This is a genomic window from Arenimonas sp. SCN 70-307 (assembly GCF_001724815.1).
Taxonomy (GTDB): Bacteria; Pseudomonadota; Gammaproteobacteria; order Xanthomonadales; family Xanthomonadaceae; genus Arenimonas.
Genome location: NZ_MEDO01000014.1, coordinates 42,723 through 58,134, shown reverse-complemented (window position 1 = coordinate 58,134; position 15,412 = coordinate 42,723). Strand labels below are relative to the sequence as shown.

The window sequence follows — 15,412 nt, the reverse complement described above, 5'->3', positions numbered from 1 at the left end:
GCCACGGCCATCCCCGGGGCTCGTGGCATGTGAACGCGACGTTCAGGCTGGCGTAGGATGGCGGCATGAAGATCAGCTTCGAACTCGAGCCCGCCGACATCGAGCGCTTCCACGAGGCCCCGGCCCGCGCCGAGCGCCGCGTGGCCTGCGCCGACGAGTGCGACATCATCGAGGCGGCCCGCCACGGCCTGCAGACCCTGCCCATCGAATGCGCGCCCGGCTACATCCGCCGGCGCCTGCTGCAGGTGGTGGAGCTGGTGGACATGCTCGAGGACGAGGCCTGGGCGCTGCCGCAGCCCGAGCGCTCGGAGGTGCTCAAGCTGCTGGCCTACTTCAGCGACCCGGAGGACATGATCCCGGACGACGTCGAGGTGATCGGCCTGCTCGACGACGCCATCATGCTCGAGCTGCTGCTGCGGCAGATCCGCCACGTGGTGGTGGCCTACGACGATTTCCGCGCCGCGCGCGAGGCGCTGGGCGAACCCGCCGACGCCGACGCCCGGCTGGCTCAGGCGCGCGAGCTGGCGCGCCGGCGCGGGCAGCTGCAGGCGCGCATGCGCCGTCGCCGCGTGCGCGACGCCCTGGCCCGCGCCGCCGGATCGGCTGGCGCCTGAGCCCCTGCCCCGGATGAGCCCCGTCCACCACGTCAAGCGCTGGATGTGGCTGCTGGCGGCCTACCTGGCCCTGGGACTGGGCATCCTGGGCGCGTTCCTGCCGGGCCTGCCCACCACGCCCTTCGTGCTGCTGTCGGCCTTCTGCGCCGCGCGTGGTTCCAAGCGCCTGCACGCCTGGCTGCTGGCGCACCGCACCTTCGGCCCGATGATCCGGGACTGGCAGGCCACCGGCTCGGTGACGCGTCGGGCGAAGTGGTGGGCCATCGGCACGATGGCACTGAGCGCGGTCATCATGTTCGCCACCGCGCCCAAGTGGTGGATGGCCGCCACCGGCACCGCGATCATGGCGGTCACCGGCACCTGGCTGTGGCTGCGGCCCGAGCCGCCCGCGCGCGACGGCGCTCAGTAGAGGATGCGGCGCGCGCCGGCGTAGTGCCGGCCCCAGTAGGGCCCGTCGATGCGGTCGAGCCGCACGGTGCCGCCGGTGCTGGGGGCGTGCACGAAGCGACCCTCGCCAACGTAGATGCCCACGTGGAAGACCGTGCCCTTGTCTGAAAACAGCACCAGGTCGCCGGCGGCCAGGCGGTCATCCGGCGGCACGTGGGCCTTGAACTTGGCGATCTCGCGGGTGGTGCGCGGCAGGTAGACCTTGGCCGCATCGAGGAAAACGTAGCCCACCAGGCCGCTGCAGTCGAAGCCGCCGGCCGGGGTGTTGCCGCCATAGCGGTAGGGCGTGCCGACCAGGCCGAGCGCGCGCATCAGCACTTCGTTGGCGCGGGCCGGGTCCTCGGGCGCCACGTCAACCACCTTCGGGGCTGCCGCGGCGGGCGCGGGCCCGCGCTTGGGCGCCGTGCCGCAGGCGGCCAGGACCAGCACCAGGACGAGGGGAAGCAGCCGGGCCCAGGCCGGAACTGGCGCCGGGCGGGGGTGGCCGGGATAATGCGCGCTCGCTTTCACGGGCCCAGTGTGCCCCATCCCCGCCGGTGCAGTCACCGGCCCCAGCCCAGGTCGAACATGAAGATCCAGAAGAACAGCGTCGTGCGTTTCCACTACACCGTCTCCGAGGCCGGCCAGCCGCCGGTCGAGAGCTCGCGCGACCGCGAGCCGCTGGCCATCCTGGTCGGCCACGGCAACATCATCCCGGGCCTCGAGGCCGCGATGATGGACAAGGCCGAGGGCGACCGCTTCGAGGTCACCGTCGCGCCTGACCAGGCCTACGGCGAGCGCCGCGAGAACTACGTGCAGCGCGTGCCCAAGAAGCACTTCCGCAACGCCCGCCTCAAGCCGGGCCAGCAGGTGGTGCTCGAGACCTCGATGGGTCCGCGCGCGGTCACCGTCGCCAAGGTCGGCGCCACCGTGGTGGACGTGGACCTCAACCACCCGATGGCCGGCAAGACCCTGCAGTTCGACGTCGAGATCGTCGGCGTACGCGAGGCCGAGGCGGTCGAGGTCGAGCACGGCCACGTGCACGGCGACGGCGGCGTCGAGCACTAAGCCGCCCGCGACATCGGTTATAGTGGCGCCGGGGCGGGGAGGCTCCGCGCCATGACCCAGGACCATACCCTCGCGCCCGTCGGCGCCAACGACCGCATCCAGGCGCTCGACGCGCTGCGCGGCTTCGCTCTGCTGGGCATCCTGCTGATGAACATCGAGGCCTTCGTCGGGCCGCTGATGAACTCGATGACCGGCCTCGACCCCAGCCTGCAAGGGGCAGACCGCACGATGGACGCGGCCATCTACCTGCTGGTGCAGGGCAAGTTCTTCCCGCTGTTCTCGATGCTCTTCGGCATGGGCTTCGCAGTGATGCTGATGCGCGCCGATGCCGCCGGCCGTCCCTTCCTGGGCCTCTATCTGCGCCGGATCGGCACGCTGCTCGTGCTGGGCCTGGCGCACGCGGTGCTGCTGTGGCCGGGCGACATCCTGGTGACCTACGCCCTGATGGGCCTGCTGCTGGGCCTGTGCTTCCGCGGCACGCCGCAGTCGCGCCTGCCCAAGTGGGGCGTGGCGCTGATGCTGCTGCCGGTGGGGCTCACGCTGCTGATGGGCCTGCTGGGATCGGCCATGCAGGCGATGCCGGAAGAAGCGCGCGCCGGCTTCGAGCAGGCCATGGCCGCGCAGGGCGCGCAGATCGACGCCCAGGTCGAGGCCCAGCGCCTGGCCTATGGCAGCGGCAGCTACGCCGAGGCCACGGCCCAGCGCGCGTCGGACTTCCTGAGCATGCTCGGCTTCATCTTCATCTTCGGCGCCTTCATCCTGGGCCTGTTCCTGGTCGGCGCCTGGTTCACCCGCAGCGGCGCCATCGCCCGCCCCGAGCAGCACGCGCGGCTGTTCTGGCGGCTGCGCTGGGTGGCGCTGCCGGTGGGCCTGGCGATGGTGCTGGTCTCGTACTGGATGCTGCCGACCATGGATTTCGGCCGCCTGGACCTGACCGCCTCGACCGCCCAGTCGCTGCAGATGCTCGGCGGCGCGGTGATGGCCCTGGCCTACCTGGCCTGGTTCGTGCGCGGCCTGCAGTCGCCGGTGCTCGGCCGCTGGCTGGGCCTGCTGGCCCCGGCCGGGCGCATGGCGCTGACCAACTACCTGATGCAGTCGCTGGTGTGCACCACGATCTTCTACGGCTACGGCCTGGGCTACTTCGAGCAGCTGCCGCGGGCCTGGCAGCCGCTGTTCGTGCTCACGCTGTTCGGCCTGCAGGTGGCGCTGAGCCACTGGTGGCTGGCGCGCTTCCGCTTCGGGCCGATGGAGTGGCTGTGGCGGGCCGCCACCTACCTGCAGCTGCCGCCGATGCGCCGCTGAGCCGGCGCCCCGCCGGCCCGGCCGCCGGGTAAACTGCCGCGCATGAGCCATGATGCGGATGTGCTGGTGCTGGGCGGGGGCGTGATCGGCCTGGCCTGTGCGCATTACCTGCTGGCCGAGGGTCGCTCGGTGCGCGTGCTGGAGGCCGGCAAGGTCGGCGGCGGCAGCTCCTGGGGCAATTGCGGCACCCTCACGCCCAGCCACGCCGCGCCGCTGGCGGCGCCGGGCATGGTGGCCCAGGGCCTGCGCTGGATGCTGCGCCCCGACGCGCCGCTGTACATCAAGCCGCGCTGGGACCCGGCGCTGATGCGCTGGCTGGCCCGCGCCGCCGGCCGCTGCAACGCCCGCGACTGGCGGGCCAGCGGCCTGGCCAAGGGCGCGCTGCTCAAGTACTCGCGCGCCCTGGTCGAGGACCTGGTCTATGGCCAGGACCTCGACTGCGGCTTCGAGGCCAGTGGCCTGCACTACGTGTTCCGCAGCGCGCGCGCGCTCGAGCGCCAGCAGCGCGAACTGCCGTTGCTGGCCGAGCTGGGCGTGGCCGCGCGCGTGCTCGACGCCGCCGCGCTGGCCGCCGACGAGCCGGCGCTCAAGCCCGGCCTGGCCGGCGCCATCCATTTCCCCGGCGACGCCCAGCTGCGCCCCGACCGCTACACGGCCGAACTGGCGCGCATCGTGCGCGAGGCCGGCGGCGTGATCGAGGAGGGCGTGGGCGTGCTCGGCTTCGAGCGCGGCCGCAACGGCATCGAGGCCGTGCAGACCAGCGAGGGCAAGCGCAGCGGCGCGCGCGTGCTGCTGGCGATGGGCGCCTGGTCCGCGGGTTTCGCCGACAACCTCGGGTTGTCCATCCCGGTGCAGCCGGGCAAGGGCTATTCGATCACCTACGACCGCCCGGCCACGGTGCCGCGCCGGCCGCTGGTGCTCAAGGAGCGCAGCGTCTGCGTCACCACCTGGGCCGACGGCTTCCGGCTGGGCAGCACGATGGAGTTCAGCGGCTTCGACGACAGCCTCAACCCGCGCCGGCTCGGCGCGCTCGAGCGCGGCGCCGCCGAATACCTGCTCGAGCCGGCCGGCCCGGCCCGGCGCGAGCAATGGTGCGGCTGGCGCCCGATGATGCACGACGACCTGCCGCTGCTGGGCCGCGCACCCGGCTACAACAACCTGTTCCTGGCCACCGGCCACGGCATGATGGGCATGGGCATGAGCGCCGGCACCGGCCGCCTGCTGGCCGACCTGATGACCGGCCGCGCGACGGCCATCGACCCCGCGCCGTATTCGCCGGCGCGCCTGGCGGGCTGAGGCCTTCGATGAGCGACGTGTTCGAACTCCACCGCGGCCGCCTGCCCCTGCTGGTGAGCCTGCCGCACGACGGCACCGCGCTGCCGGACGACATCGCCGCGCGGCTCACGGCCACCGCGCGCGGCGTGCCCGACACCGACTGGTTCGTCAGCCGGCTCTACGATTTCGCGCTCGCGATGGGCGCCTCGGTGCTGGTGCCGAGGTACTCGCGCTACGTGGTCGACCTCAACCGCCCGCCGGACGATGTCTCGCTTTATCCGGGCCAGAACACCACCGGCCTGTGCCCGGCCACGGGCTTCGACGGCGAACCGATCTACCTGCCGGGCCAGGCACCGTCGCCCGACGAGGTGCAGGCCCGCGTACAGCGCTACTGGCGCCCCTACCACGAGGCGCTGGCCGGCGAGCTCGAACGGCTGCGCGCCGCGCACGGGCGCGCGCTGCTGTGGGAAGGCCACTCGATCCGCAGCCTCGTGCCCTTCCTTTTCGAGGGGCGGCTGCCCGACCTCAACCTCGGCACCGCCGCCGGCGCGAGCTGCACGGCGGCCACGCAGGCGCGGCTCGAGGCCGTGCTGGCGGGGCAGGGCGACTACACCTGGGTGTCGAACGGGCGCTTCAAGGGCGGCCACATCACGCGCCACTACGGCCAGCCGGCGCGGGGCGTGGAGGCCATCCAGCTCGAGATCGCCCAGTGCTGCTACATGGACGAAGCCGCCGCGCGCTACGAGCCGGCGCTGGCCTCGCGGCTGCAGCCGCTGCTGGGCGACTTGCTGCGGTCGGCGCTGGCCTGAGACTCGGCCGGCACGGCCTTGCCGACGGCGGGATGCGTCAGCAGCGAAGGCGCGTGCGCCTCGCCGCAGACGGGCGGCGCGGCGGTCTCCTGGACAGCCGGCGCCGATCGCGGGCCATGGCCCGGCGAGGCGCCGGCGCCGGCCTGCAGGAACACGGCCATGGCCGCCGCGGTGACCAGCACCGCCAGGCGCATCATCAGGGCGCGGGGACGGGGCGCGGACTTCATCGCTGCCTCCGGGCGCCGATGTCCACGCGTTCACTGTCGCGCACCCGCACCTCGACGGCGCGGCGCTCGCTGCCTTCGTCGATGAACCAGGGCAGCGGCAGGTTGTCGGGCACCACCTCGATGGTGTGCGCGCCGACGGCGACGCGGGGGAATTCGAAGTTGCCGTTGCTGTCGGTTCGCACCGAGTAGCGGCCGTCGAGGATGACGGTGACGTTGGCCGCGGGCAGTTCCGAGGCCGAGCGCACGCCATCGCCGTTGTCGTCGAGGAAGACGCTGCCCGCGATGCTGCCGGCCGCCGTGCCCGGCATGCCGCCCAGCACCATCGCCGCCGTGCCCGACTGGCGCTCGTAGCGCAGGCTGAGGAACACCGAGCGCTCGCGCGGGATGCGCAGGAACACGTCCGGCGGCGCCAGCGGGTCGAGCTGGAAGGGCGAGCGCTGCTCGCCGCGGTTGTTGTAGGCCGTCGCGGTGAGCCACCAGTGGCTGGCGACGCGCCAGTTCAGGCTCAGGTTGATGTCGGTGCCCCGGTAGGCATTCGGGCCGTCGCCGTGCAGCCAGCGCACGTTGCCGTCCAGGCTGAGCCGGTCGGTCAGTTCGATGCCGCCCAGGGCGGCCAGCGAAAAGGTGTCGGTGCGGCCAATGCCGTCCTGGTCCTCGACGCCATAGCTGCCGGACACGGTCAGGCGCGAGCCGGTCTTCATCGGCAGGTCCTGGTCGAGCGAGAGCTGCCAGTCGTCGCGGTCGCTCGTGTGGGCCTGGTCGAGCTGCAGGCGGGTGACGCCCCAGCGCGCACGGCGGTCGGCGAACCAGCGGGTGGAGAAGTCGGTGGCCGTCTGCGAGCGACGCACGTTCAGGCCGCCGCCCACGCCGAAGTTGGCGCGCGCCTGGTAGCGCAGGAAGGCGTTGGCGTAGGTGCCCTCGAAGCTGCTGCCGCTGACCGAGTCGATCTGGTCGATGGCGGCGGACCAGGTCCATCGCGGATGGCTGTAGCTGGTGCGCCAGTACGCGCCCTGGGCATCGTTGTTGATCGGCAGCGCGCCCCAGGCCAGGCCCGGCTCGAGCCGGAACAGGCCGTAGCTGTGCGTATAGCGCCCGCGCCGCGATTCGGCATCGGCCCAGGCACCGCTGGCGTCGCCCAGGAAGCCACGGCTGGTGTGCAGGTGCAGCTTGAGCTTGTCGCGAGTGCCGCTCCAGGCCGAACTGAGCAGGGCGGCTTCGGTGCGACCGTCCTGGTACTGGCCGGATCCTAGGTCGTCGGGCACGATCCGGCCGTCGGTGGCGAGCACGGTGGCGGCGCCGGACCACGAGGGCGACCAGCGCCACTGTGCGCCCAGCGTGCCGACCTGTCCCTCGGCCTGGTCGAAACCGACCACGCGCGCGCCGGTGAACACGCCCGCCTGGCCGAAGCCGCCGAAGAAGTGCCGGCCCTTGCCGGCGTTGTCCCACTGGGTCACCAGGCCCGAGTAGGGCGCACTGGGCAGGAAGAAGCGGTACTGGTCGCGCTGCAGCGGCGTCAGCGGGGTGTTGAGCACGCCCAGGCCGTTTTCGGCGCGCCACCCGCCGTCGAAGCGCAGGTTGCGCTGCCAGAGCGTGGCGGTGCCGATCCAGCGGCTGCCCAGGCCACGGCCCTGGTCGCTCCGGAAAACGGTGGCGTCGAGCGAGAAGTTGCCCCAGTCCTCGGTTTCCCAGAGGCCGCCAAAGCTGGCGCCGGTCTCGCCGAAGCGATCGTCGCCGCGCTCGACCTGGCTGGTCACCAGCTCAAGGCGCCAGCTGCGCGGCAGTCCCGAGGGGTCGTAGGTTTCTTCGTCGTCCGGGGGAAGCGGGGCGAGCTTGTCCGGATCGATCAGGCGATCCTGGAAGGCCGGCGGTTCCGGCGGCGGCTCGTCCCAGGCCTGGACGGGCGCAACCAGGGCGCAAGTGGTGAGCAGCCATCCGATCGAGGCCGCGAGCGGCCGGCGCGCAGGCGGCGTCATCGGGCTGCCGCGCCTTCAACCGGGACGCGCTGGCTTCCCCAGTCGAACTGGCCACGCAGCTGCATCGGGAAGGCCAGCGTCGGCGGGGGCTCGCCCTCGTCGACCACCGGCTGCAGCGGCACCTGCCGCGTCGTGCCGGGCAGGATCGGGTGCGAGACGGGCACCAGGGTCCAGCGGCGGCCCTGGGCGTCGAGTCCGTTCACGAAGCCCTGCAGCCGGCCATGGGCATTGCCGTCGTTGCGGACGCTGACCACCGGCAGGTCCCGGCCATCGATGGCCTCGACCCGGAGGTCGGTGACCGACAGGCGGGCGGCGCCATCGCCGATGGTGAGGTAGACGATGATGCCGATGCGCCCGGACACGGACATGCCGCTTTCGGTCTGCTGGGGCTGGCCCTCGACCATGATCGCGAAGCGGCACTGGCCCGAGGGGGCATCCTGCGGGACGGCGACCTCGAAGCGGAGCCGGCGGCGGCCGTTGCCCTCCACGACGACTTCGTTGGCTTCCAGGCCAAGCCACGGCCGGCAGCTGCCGGGCGCGAGGGCATAGTCGAAAACCGCGTCGCCAGCGGCGTCGAGGGTCCAGTCGGCGCTGCGGATGTTGAAGCGCGTGGGATTGGGCGAGGCGCTCTGGATCTCGAGCACGTTGCGATAGACGCTGCCCTGGCGGGCGCTGTCCTCGAAGCGTGGCGGCAGCACGAGGGCGTCGAAACCCTGCGCCTTCGCGGTGCCGGCGGCGCAGGCCAGCAGGGCGGCCGTGGCCAGGAGGAGTTGGCGAATCATCACAGCGGCTCCGCCTCGATTTCAAAGTCGAATTCCAGGCGCTCCGTGCGCTCGAGGCGGTCGCCGTCGGCGCGGATCGTCAGCCGGAAGGTTTCTTGCAGGAAGTCGGAGTTGACCGGGCCGGCATAGACGAGCGCCCGCTCGCCGCTGCGCATCTGGCCCGGCAGCAGCACGCCCTGGGTGGACCACTGGGCCTGCACGTCGACGCCGGCGTTGGCGGGAATGACCTGGTAGATGCGGGCGTTGCGGCCGCGCCAGGCGCGCACGTCCAGGCGCACCAGCACGGTGATGGTGCCCGAGAGGGTGCCGGCGCGGCCGTCGCGCGGCGCGGCCTGGTCCCAGCGCAGCTGCAGCGTGCTGCCGAGCACCTGGCTCTGGCTGTCGTCCAGGCGCTGGGCCTGGGCGTGGGCGGACGGCGCCATGCCCAGGCCGGACAGCAGCAGGAGCGCGGCAAGGACGGCGGCGCGACTCATGGCTGCGCCAGGGTGAAGGTGACGGTGGCGGTGTAGGTGCCGGCCGCCACGAGGTTCTGGTTGGCGTAGCGGAAGGTCATGCAGGTCTCGCGCCACTGGTTGCGGTTGATGGTGGTCAGCGGACCGCTGGTGGAGGAGAAACTGCCCGCCGCGATGGGCTGGGCGCCGGTGTCGCCGTTGCCGCTGGTGGTCCAGCTGATCTGGGACATCGGGATGGTCTGGCCGGTGCCGTTCTGGAGGAAGGCGGGGGCGCTGTAGGTAAGGCGGGCGGTGTTGCCGGTGCTGGCATTGGTCGCGCGGTAGAAACCGCCGACGTACACCTGGCCCGAGTTGCAGAACTGGTAGTTGTCCCAGTCGCTGGTGGTACGGGGATTGTTCGGGGTGGTCATCAGCACCGGGGTGCCGTTGCCGACCTGGTTGGCCGCCACGGTGGCGCGGATGATGGGCACCGCCCCACCGACGCCCGGGGTGGGCAGGGGGTTGGTGGTGCGGTTGTAGGGGCCGTTGCTCATCAGGCCGTCGCCCACCCGCAGGTAGACCGCGCGCGGGTCGCGGGCGGTGATGTTGACGTCGAACGCGGTGGCCAGCTGCGGAAGCAGGACCAGCACGGCGACGACAACGAGGCGGGCGAGGGGGGCGGAAATCATCATGCGCTCCGGAGTCCCGGGGCCGGCACGGTGGCCGGCCCCGGTGTCCTGGGAAGCGGTGCCTTACGGCGCCGAGGCGGTGTAGGTGACCGTGCCGGTGTAGGTACCGGCGCCGACCACGGCGCTGTTGGCGTAGGTGAAGGTCCAGTCGGCGCTGCGGTTGATCACGCCATTGGTGGCGGTCAACGAGGTGGCGCCGGCGCCGATGCCCGGGACGGGCAGGTTGGCGGCGTCGGAGCTGGTGCCGGCGATCTCGGTCCAGGCGATGGTGTTGCCGCCATTGACCAGGCCCGCGCCCGAGCCGGTGGCCGACAGGTTGACGTTGCCGACGTTGCTCAGCAGGGCCACGCCGACCGGCGCGCCGGCGGCATTGGTGCGCGACACCGGGCTGTTGTTGCCGACGTTGGCGGCCGCCACGGTGAACTCGACGGTGTCGACGGTGGCGCCGGTGCTGCCGACGCGGAAGCTGATGAAGCGCGGGATGATGACCTGGAAGTCCAGGTCGGCATTGGCCGCCAGGGCGCCGGGGCCGGTCTGGAAATCGGACTCGGCCATGGCCGGGGTCATCGCGATCAGGCCGAGGGCCGCCACGCCGGTGAGGGCGAGGCCTCGGATGCTACGGACAGTCTTCATGTGCATGGTTCCTTTGGGTTTGCTGTAGGTGAAGCGACTGGATTGTTGGGTCGACATTCCGGGCCGGATCACCGACCGGGGGCTCGCAAACTGCGGGCTCGGGAGAGTGGAAGCAGGAACCGTGCCAACCCATTCACGCTGTCGTCAGGAAACGACAAATGTGAACGGGTTCACAATATTGCAGGGGCTGGCGACACGCAAGCCGGCGCCCGGGCCGGCCAGCAGGCCGACGAACGGCGGGTTTTGGGCGGGCAGGGGTGCCGAAATGTGACGCGATGCGTCACATTTCCGGGAGGTGCGTCACGCTTTCCGTCGCGCGGTGGCGACCGCCTCAGACTTCCAGCGAAGCCAGGTCGCCCTTGGCCTCCAGCCAGGCCTTGCGGTCGGGGGCGCGCTTCTTGGCCAGCAGCAGGTCCATCAGGCCGCGGGTGGCTTCGGCATCGTCCACCGTCAGCTGCACCAGGCGGCGCGTGTCGGGGTGGATGGTGGACTCGCGCAGCTGCGAGGGGTTCATCTCGCCCAGGCCCTTGAAGCGGGTCACGCTGACCTGGCCGCGGATCTTCTCGCGCTCGATCTTGTCGAGCAGCAGGCGCTTTTCCTCTTCGTCCAGCGCGTAGAACACCTGCTTGCCCACGTCCACGCGGAACAGCGGCGGCATGGCCACGAACACGTGGCCGGCGCGCACCAGGGGCGGGAAGTGGCGCAGGAACAGCGCCGAGAGCAGGGTGGCGATGTGCAGGCCGTCGGAGTCGGCGTCGGCCAGGATGATCACCTTGCCGTAGCGCAGCCCGCCGATGTCCTGCACGCCCGGGTCGCAGCCGATGGCCACGGCCAGGTCGTGCACCTCGTTGGAGGCCAGCACGCCGGAGGACTCGACCTCCCAGGTGTTGAGGATCTTGCCGCGCAGCGGAAGGATGGCCTGGAAGTCCTTGTCGCGCGCCTGCTTGGCGCTGCCGCCGGCCGAGTCGCCCTCGACCAGGAACAGCTCGGTGCGGCCCAGGTCCTGGCTGATGCAGTCGGCCAGCTTGCCGGGCAGGGCCGGGCCCTGGGTGATCTTCTTGCGCACCACCTGCTTTTCCGACTTCAGGCGCGCCGCGGCCCGGTCGATGGCCAGCTGGGCGATCTGGGTGCCGAGCTCGACGTGCTGGTTGAGCCACAGCGAGAAGGCGTCGTGGGACGCGCCCTCGACGAAGGCCGCGGCCTGGCGCGAGCTCAGGCGCTCCTTGGTCTGGCCGCTGAACTGCGGGTCGGTCATCTTCACGCTCAGCACGAAGCTGACCCGGTCCCAGACATCCTCGGGGGCCAGCTTGACGCCGCGCGGCAGCAGGTTGCGGAAGTCGCAGAACTCGCGCAGGGCATCGGTGAAGCCACTGCGCAGGCCGTTCACATGGGTGCCGTGCTGGGCGGTGGGGATGAGGTTGACGTAGCTTTCCTGCACCAGCTCGCCCTCGGGCACCCAGGCCACGGCCCAGTCGGCCACCTCGGTGTCCTTGGCCAGGCGGCCGACGAAGAGTTCGGCCGGCAGCAGCTCGCGGCCCTGCAGCTCGCCCAGCAGGTAGTCGCGCAGGCCGTCCTGGTAGCACCACTCGTGCTTCTCGCCGGTGGCTTCGTCGGTCAGCCGGACGGTGAGGCCAGGGCAGAGCACGGCCTTGGCCCGCAGCAGGTGCCGCAGCGGGCGCAGGGCGATCTTCGGGGTATCGAAGTACTTCGGGTCGGGCCAGAAGCGCAGCCGGGTGCCGGTGTTGCGCTTGCCCACCGTGCCCACGACCTCCAGGGCCGAGGCGCGGTCGCCGTCGCGGAACTCCATGCGGTGTTCCTGGCCCTCGCGCCGGATGAAGACCTCGACCTTCTTCGACAGGGCGTTCACCACGCTCACGCCCACGCCGTGCAGGCCGCCGGAGAAGGTGTAGTTCTTGCCGCTGAACTTGCCGCCCGCGTGCAGGCGCGTGAGGATCAGCTCCACGCCCGGGATGCCCTCGTCGGGGTGCACGTCCACGGGCATGCCGCGGCCGTCGTCGGCCACCTCGACGCTGCCGTCGGCGAAAACGGTCACTTCCACCAGCTTCGCGTGCCCGCCCAGGGCCTCGTCCACCGAGTTGTCGATGACCTCCTGGGCCAGGTGGTTGGGCCGGGTGGTGTCGGTATACATGCCCGGCCGGCGCTTGACCGGGTCCAGGCCCGACAGGACTTCGATGTCGGCGGCGTTGTAGCGGGTGTTCATGCGGAAGCGGGACGTCCCTGTGGCGGTGCACGCAAGGCGGGCAGGATGGGGGCGGCCCCCGGGGCGGTCAAGTTAGCCCTCGGCGGGTCGAACCGGTAGAATACGGTTTTCCAGCGCCCCCACTTCCCATGACCCGTCTAGTCTTCGTAACCGGTGGCGTGGTGTCCTCGCTTGGCAAGGGCATCGCCGCGGCCTCGCTGGCGGCCATCCTGGAGGCCCGCGGACTGCGGGTCACCATGATGAAGCTCGACCCCTACATCAACGTCGACCCGGGCACCATGAGCCCGTTCCAGCACGGCGAGGTCTACGTCACCGACGACGGGGCCGAGACCGACCTCGACCTCGGCCACTACGAGCGCTTCCTGCGCGTGCGCCTGAGCCGCAAGAACTCGGTCACCACCGGCCGCATCTACGAGAACGTGATCCGCAAGGAGCGCCGCGGCGACTACCTGGGCGGCACCGTGCAGGTCATCCCGCACATCACCGACGAGATCAAGCGCTGCATCTTCGAGGCCACCGACGGCTTCGACGTGGGCCTGGTCGAGATCGGCGGCACCGTGGGCGACATCGAGTCGCTGCCCTTCCTCGAGGCCATCCGCCAGATCCGCACCGAGCGCGGCCCCGACCAGGCCATCTTCATGCACCTGACCCTGGTGCCCTGGATCGCCGCGGCCGGCGAGCTCAAGACCAAGCCCACCCAGCACTCGGTCAAGGAGCTGCGCTCGATCGGCATCCAGCCCGACATCCTGGTCTGCCGCAGCGAGAAGCCGCTGCCGGACGGCGAGCGCCGCAAGATCGCCCTGTTCACCAACGTGCCCGAGAAGGCCGTCATCAGCTGCGTGGACGTGGACAACATCTACAAGCTGCCGCTGTGGCTGCACAGCCAGCAGCTCGACGAGATCGTGGTCGAGCGCCTGCGGCTGGAGGACAAGGCCGGGCGCGCCGACCTGCAGGAGTGGGAAGCCGTGGTCGACGCGGTCGAGCACCCGGTGGACGAAGTCACCGTGGCCGTGGTGGGCAAGTACATCGACCACCAGGACGCCTACAAGTCGCTGTCGGAGGCGCTCAAGCACGGCGGCCTGCGCCAGCGCACGCGCGTCAGGCTGCGCTGGCTCGAGTCCGAGCAGGTCGAGAAGGAGGGCGAGCAGGTGCTCGACGGCGTCGACGCCATCCTCGTGCCCGGCGGCTTCGGCGACCGCGGCTTCGAGGGCAAGGTGCGCACCGCCCGGCACGCCCGCGAGAAGGGCATCCCGTACTTCGGCATCTGCTACGGCATGCAGGCCGCGGTGGTGGACTACGCCCGCCACGTGGCCGGCCTGGCCGGCGCCAACAGCACCGAGAACGACCGCAACTGCCCGCACCCGGTCATCGGCCTGATCACCGAGTGGCGCACCGCCACCGGCGAGATCGAGCGCCGCGACGAGCACTCCGACCTGGGTGGCACGATGCGCCTGGGCCTGCAGGAGCAGCGCCTCAAGCCCGGCACGAAGGCGCGCGAGCTCTACGGCAAGGACGTGGTCGGCGAGCGCCACCGCCACCGCTACGAGTTCAACAACCGCTACCGCACCCAGCTCGAGGACGCGGGCCTGGTGATCAGCGCCAAGTCCATGGACGACCTGCTGGTGGAGATGGTGGAACTGCCGGGCCACCCGTGGTTCGTGGCCTGCCAGGCCCACCCCGAATTCCTTTCCACGCCGCGTGACGGCCACCCGCTGTTCATCGGCTTCATCCGCGCCGCCCGCGAACACAAGGCCGGCGGCCGGCTGCTCAAGGAGGCCCAGGCCTGATGGAACTGTGCGGATTCAAGGTTGGCCTCGACCAGCCCTTCTTCCTGATCGCCGGCCCCTGCGTTATCGAGTCGCTCGAATTGCAGATGGAAACGGCCGGGCGCCTGAAGGAGATCACCGGCAAGCTCGGCATCCCCTTCATCTTCAAGTCCAGCTTCGACAAGGCCAACCGCACCTCGGGCACCAGCTTCCGCGGCCCGGGCCTCGAGGCCGGCCTGAAGGTGCTGGCGGAAGTGAAGCGCCAGCTCGGCGTGCCGGTGCTCACCGACGTGCACGAGTACACGCCGATGGACGAGGTCGCCTCGGTGGTGGACGTGCTGCAGACGCCGGCCTTCCTGTGCCGGCAGACCGACTTCATCCAGCGCGTGGCCTCGGCCGGCAAGCCGGTGAACATCAAGAAGGGCCAGTTCCTCTCGCCCTGGGAAATGAAGCACGTCACCGACAAGGCGCGCGCCACCGGCAACCAGCAGATCATGGCCTGCGAACGCGGCGCCAGCTTCGGCTACAACAACCTGGTCTCGGACATGCGCTCGCTGAGCGTGATGCGCGACACCGGCTGCCCGGTGGTGTTCGACGCCACCCACAGCGTGCAGCTGCCCGGCGGCGCCGGCGGCAAGAGCGGCGGCCAGCGCGAGTTCGTGCCGGTGCTCTCGCGCGCGGCCGTGGCCGTGGGCATCAGCGGCCTGTTCATGGAAACCCACCCCGACCCGGACAAGGCCCTGTCCGACGGACCCAACGCCTGGCCGCTGCCCAAGATGGCGGCGCTGCTGGAAACGCTGGTCGAACTCGACCGCATCACCAAGAAGAACGGATTTCTCGAGGAGCAGGCATGAACACGATTTCCACCCCGCTTAAGCACTCCGGCCTGGGCATCGCGTCCACGGTCATCGCCGTGTTCGCCGGCCTGGCCATGCTGGCCGTGTTCGTCTATGCCGGCTACATCGGCATGAACGAGCCCGGCGGCCAGCTATCGGAGACCGACCCGCGCGCCATGATGATCGGTTTCGGCGTGATCGCCGCGCTGGCCGTGCTCGCCCTGGGCGCCATCCTGGGCATCGCCGGCCTGTTCGTGGGCGAGCGCAAGCGCGTGTTCGCCTGGGTCGGCCTGGTGCTCAACGCCCTGCCGATCGTGGGCGGCATCGCCCTGATCATCCTCGGCCTGGCGATGTCCTGAG

Annotated in this window: 17 protein-coding genes; 9 read left to right on the top strand and 8 right to left on the bottom strand. The window is 71.1% G+C overall.

The window, feature by feature from the left end; genetic code table 11:
- Window positions 1-65 precede the first annotated feature (65 nt).
- A complete protein-coding gene (locus ABS41_RS06600; protein WP_290592149.1) occupies window positions 66-614 on the top strand; it encodes a YkvA family protein in 549 nt (182 codons plus the stop codon).
- A gap of 13 nt (window positions 615-627) precedes the next feature.
- Window positions 628-1,023 (top strand): YbaN family protein, encoded by a 396-nt coding sequence (locus ABS41_RS06595; protein WP_290592147.1) that lies wholly within the window; start codon window positions 628-630, stop codon window positions 1,021-1,023.
- Here ABS41_RS06595 and ABS41_RS06590 read toward each other — a convergent pair.
- Entirely contained in the window at window positions 1,017-1,508 is a 492-nt protein-coding gene (locus ABS41_RS06590; RefSeq protein WP_290593197.1) for a C40 family peptidase, read from the bottom strand. The two genes, ABS41_RS06595 and ABS41_RS06590, sit on opposite strands and share 7 nt — an antisense overlap.
- A gap of 120 nt (window positions 1,509-1,628) precedes the next feature.
- Here ABS41_RS06590 and ABS41_RS06585 point away from each other — a divergent pair, with 120 nt between their 5' ends.
- From ABS41_RS06585 to hutG, 4 genes are read left to right on the top strand one after another with little or no spacing between them, the layout of a single operon-like run.
- Window positions 1,629-2,108 (top strand): peptidylprolyl isomerase, encoded by a 480-nt coding sequence (locus ABS41_RS06585; RefSeq protein WP_290592145.1) that lies wholly within the window; start codon window positions 1,629-1,631, stop codon window positions 2,106-2,108.
- Window positions 2,109-2,159: 51 nt separating this feature from the next.
- Window positions 2,160-3,410: a DUF418 domain-containing protein gene (locus ABS41_RS06580; RefSeq protein ID WP_290592144.1), complete on the top strand. Its 1,251-nt coding sequence runs from the start codon at window positions 2,160-2,162 to the stop codon at window positions 3,408-3,410.
- Window positions 3,411-3,452: 42 nt separating this feature from the next.
- A complete protein-coding gene (locus ABS41_RS06575; RefSeq protein WP_290592142.1) occupies window positions 3,453-4,706 on the top strand; it encodes an FAD-dependent oxidoreductase in 1,254 nt (417 codons plus the stop codon).
- Between the two features lie 8 nt (window positions 4,707-4,714).
- A complete protein-coding gene (gene hutG / locus ABS41_RS06570; protein WP_290592140.1) occupies window positions 4,715-5,494 on the top strand; it encodes an N-formylglutamate deformylase in 780 nt (259 codons plus the stop codon).
- On the opposite strand, the gene ABS41_RS06565 is transcribed toward hutG, so the two are convergent.
- The 7 genes from ABS41_RS06565 to parE form a co-directional block, all read right to left on the bottom strand.
- Entirely contained in the window at window positions 5,425-5,721 is a 297-nt protein-coding gene (locus ABS41_RS06565) for a hypothetical protein (protein ID WP_290592138.1), read from the bottom strand. The genes hutG and ABS41_RS06565 overlap by 70 nt on opposite strands.
- A complete protein-coding gene (locus tag ABS41_RS06560; RefSeq protein ID WP_290592136.1) occupies window positions 5,718-7,694 on the bottom strand; it encodes a carboxypeptidase-like regulatory domain-containing protein in 1,977 nt (658 codons plus the stop codon). The genes ABS41_RS06565 and ABS41_RS06560 overlap by 4 nt, the downstream gene beginning before the upstream one ends.
- Window positions 7,691-8,476 carry a hypothetical protein gene (locus ABS41_RS06555; protein WP_290592134.1) on the bottom strand — a complete coding sequence of 262 codons (786 nt, stop codon included), beginning with the start codon at window positions 8,474-8,476 and terminating at the stop codon, window positions 7,691-7,693. The genes ABS41_RS06560 and ABS41_RS06555 overlap by 4 nt, the downstream gene beginning before the upstream one ends.
- Window positions 8,476-8,949: a hypothetical protein gene (locus tag ABS41_RS06550; protein ID WP_290592132.1), complete on the bottom strand. Its 474-nt coding sequence runs from the start codon at window positions 8,947-8,949 to the stop codon at window positions 8,476-8,478. Before ABS41_RS06550 ends, ABS41_RS06555 begins: the two co-directional genes overlap by 1 nt.
- Entirely contained in the window at window positions 8,946-9,596 is a 651-nt protein-coding gene (locus ABS41_RS06545; protein ID WP_290592130.1) for a hypothetical protein, read from the bottom strand. The genes ABS41_RS06550 and ABS41_RS06545 overlap by 4 nt, the downstream gene beginning before the upstream one ends.
- 63 nt (window positions 9,597-9,659) lie before the next feature.
- Window positions 9,660-10,229 (bottom strand): hypothetical protein, encoded by a 570-nt coding sequence (locus ABS41_RS06540; protein WP_290592128.1) that lies wholly within the window; start codon window positions 10,227-10,229, stop codon window positions 9,660-9,662.
- A 331-nt stretch (window positions 10,230-10,560) separates the two neighbouring features.
- Complete coding sequence (gene parE, locus ABS41_RS06535) at window positions 10,561-12,450, bottom strand: DNA topoisomerase IV subunit B (protein WP_290592126.1); 1,890 nt, start codon at window positions 12,448-12,450, stop codon at window positions 10,561-10,563.
- A 128-nt stretch (window positions 12,451-12,578) separates the two neighbouring features.
- Between parE and ABS41_RS06530 the strand changes: the two genes are divergently transcribed.
- Genes ABS41_RS06530 through ABS41_RS06520 form a run of 3 tightly spaced genes read left to right on the top strand, consistent with a single transcriptional unit; the run spans window position 12,579 to window position 15,411 of the window.
- Window positions 12,579-14,237: a CTP synthase gene (locus tag ABS41_RS06530; RefSeq protein WP_290592124.1), complete on the top strand. Its 1,659-nt coding sequence runs from the start codon at window positions 12,579-12,581 to the stop codon at window positions 14,235-14,237.
- Window positions 14,237-15,070, top strand: coding sequence for a 3-deoxy-8-phosphooctulonate synthase (kdsA, locus tag ABS41_RS06525; protein ID WP_290592122.1), 834 nt, complete (start codon window positions 14,237-14,239; stop codon window positions 15,068-15,070). The genes ABS41_RS06530 and kdsA overlap by 1 nt, the downstream gene beginning before the upstream one ends.
- The gene (locus ABS41_RS06520) at window positions 15,067-15,411 is read left to right on the top strand and encodes a hypothetical protein (protein WP_290592120.1); all 345 of its coding nucleotides are present in this window, start codon (window positions 15,067-15,069) and stop codon (window positions 15,409-15,411) included. The genes kdsA and ABS41_RS06520 overlap by 4 nt, the downstream gene beginning before the upstream one ends.
- Window position 15,412: the final 1 nt, after the last annotated feature.

Excerpts from the sequence above, each read along its gene's own strand:
- ABS41_RS06545 (WP_290592130.1), bottom strand. The coding sequence starts at position 9,596 with ATGATTTCCGCCCCCCTCGCCCGCCTCGTTGTCGTCGCCGTGCTGGTC.
- ABS41_RS06600 (WP_290592149.1), top strand. The coding sequence starts at position 66 with ATGAAGATCAGCTTCGAACTCGAGCCCGCCGACATCGAGCGCTTCCAC.
- ABS41_RS06565 (WP_290592138.1), bottom strand. The coding sequence starts at position 5,721 with ATGAAGTCCGCGCCCCGTCCCCGCGCCCTGATGATGCGCCTGGCGGTG.
- ABS41_RS06560 (WP_290592136.1), bottom strand. The coding sequence starts at position 7,694 with ATGACGCCGCCTGCGCGCCGGCCGCTCGCGGCCTCGATCGGATGGCTG.
- ABS41_RS06520 (WP_290592120.1), top strand. The coding sequence starts at position 15,067 with ATGAACACGATTTCCACCCCGCTTAAGCACTCCGGCCTGGGCATCGCG.
- hutG (WP_290592140.1), top strand. The coding sequence starts at position 4,715 with ATGAGCGACGTGTTCGAACTCCACCGCGGCCGCCTGCCCCTGCTGGTG.
- ABS41_RS06540 (WP_290592128.1), bottom strand. The coding sequence starts at position 10,229 with ATGAAGACTGTCCGTAGCATCCGAGGCCTCGCCCTCACCGGCGTGGCG.
- ABS41_RS06595 (WP_290592147.1), top strand. The coding sequence starts at position 628 with ATGAGCCCCGTCCACCACGTCAAGCGCTGGATGTGGCTGCTGGCGGCC.
- ABS41_RS06555 (WP_290592134.1), bottom strand. The coding sequence starts at position 8,476 with ATGATTCGCCAACTCCTCCTGGCCACGGCCGCCCTGCTGGCCTGCGCC.
- ABS41_RS06585 (WP_290592145.1), top strand. The coding sequence starts at position 1,629 with ATGAAGATCCAGAAGAACAGCGTCGTGCGTTTCCACTACACCGTCTCC.
- ABS41_RS06550 (WP_290592132.1), bottom strand. The coding sequence starts at position 8,949 with ATGAGTCGCGCCGCCGTCCTTGCCGCGCTCCTGCTGCTGTCCGGCCTG.
- kdsA (WP_290592122.1), top strand. The coding sequence starts at position 14,237 with ATGGAACTGTGCGGATTCAAGGTTGGCCTCGACCAGCCCTTCTTCCTG.
- ABS41_RS06530 (WP_290592124.1), top strand. The coding sequence starts at position 12,579 with ATGACCCGTCTAGTCTTCGTAACCGGTGGCGTGGTGTCCTCGCTTGGC.
- ABS41_RS06580 (WP_290592144.1), top strand. The coding sequence starts at position 2,160 with ATGACCCAGGACCATACCCTCGCGCCCGTCGGCGCCAACGACCGCATC.
- ABS41_RS06575 (WP_290592142.1), top strand. The coding sequence starts at position 3,453 with ATGAGCCATGATGCGGATGTGCTGGTGCTGGGCGGGGGCGTGATCGGC.
- parE (WP_290592126.1), bottom strand. The coding sequence starts at position 12,450 with ATGAACACCCGCTACAACGCCGCCGACATCGAAGTCCTGTCGGGCCTG.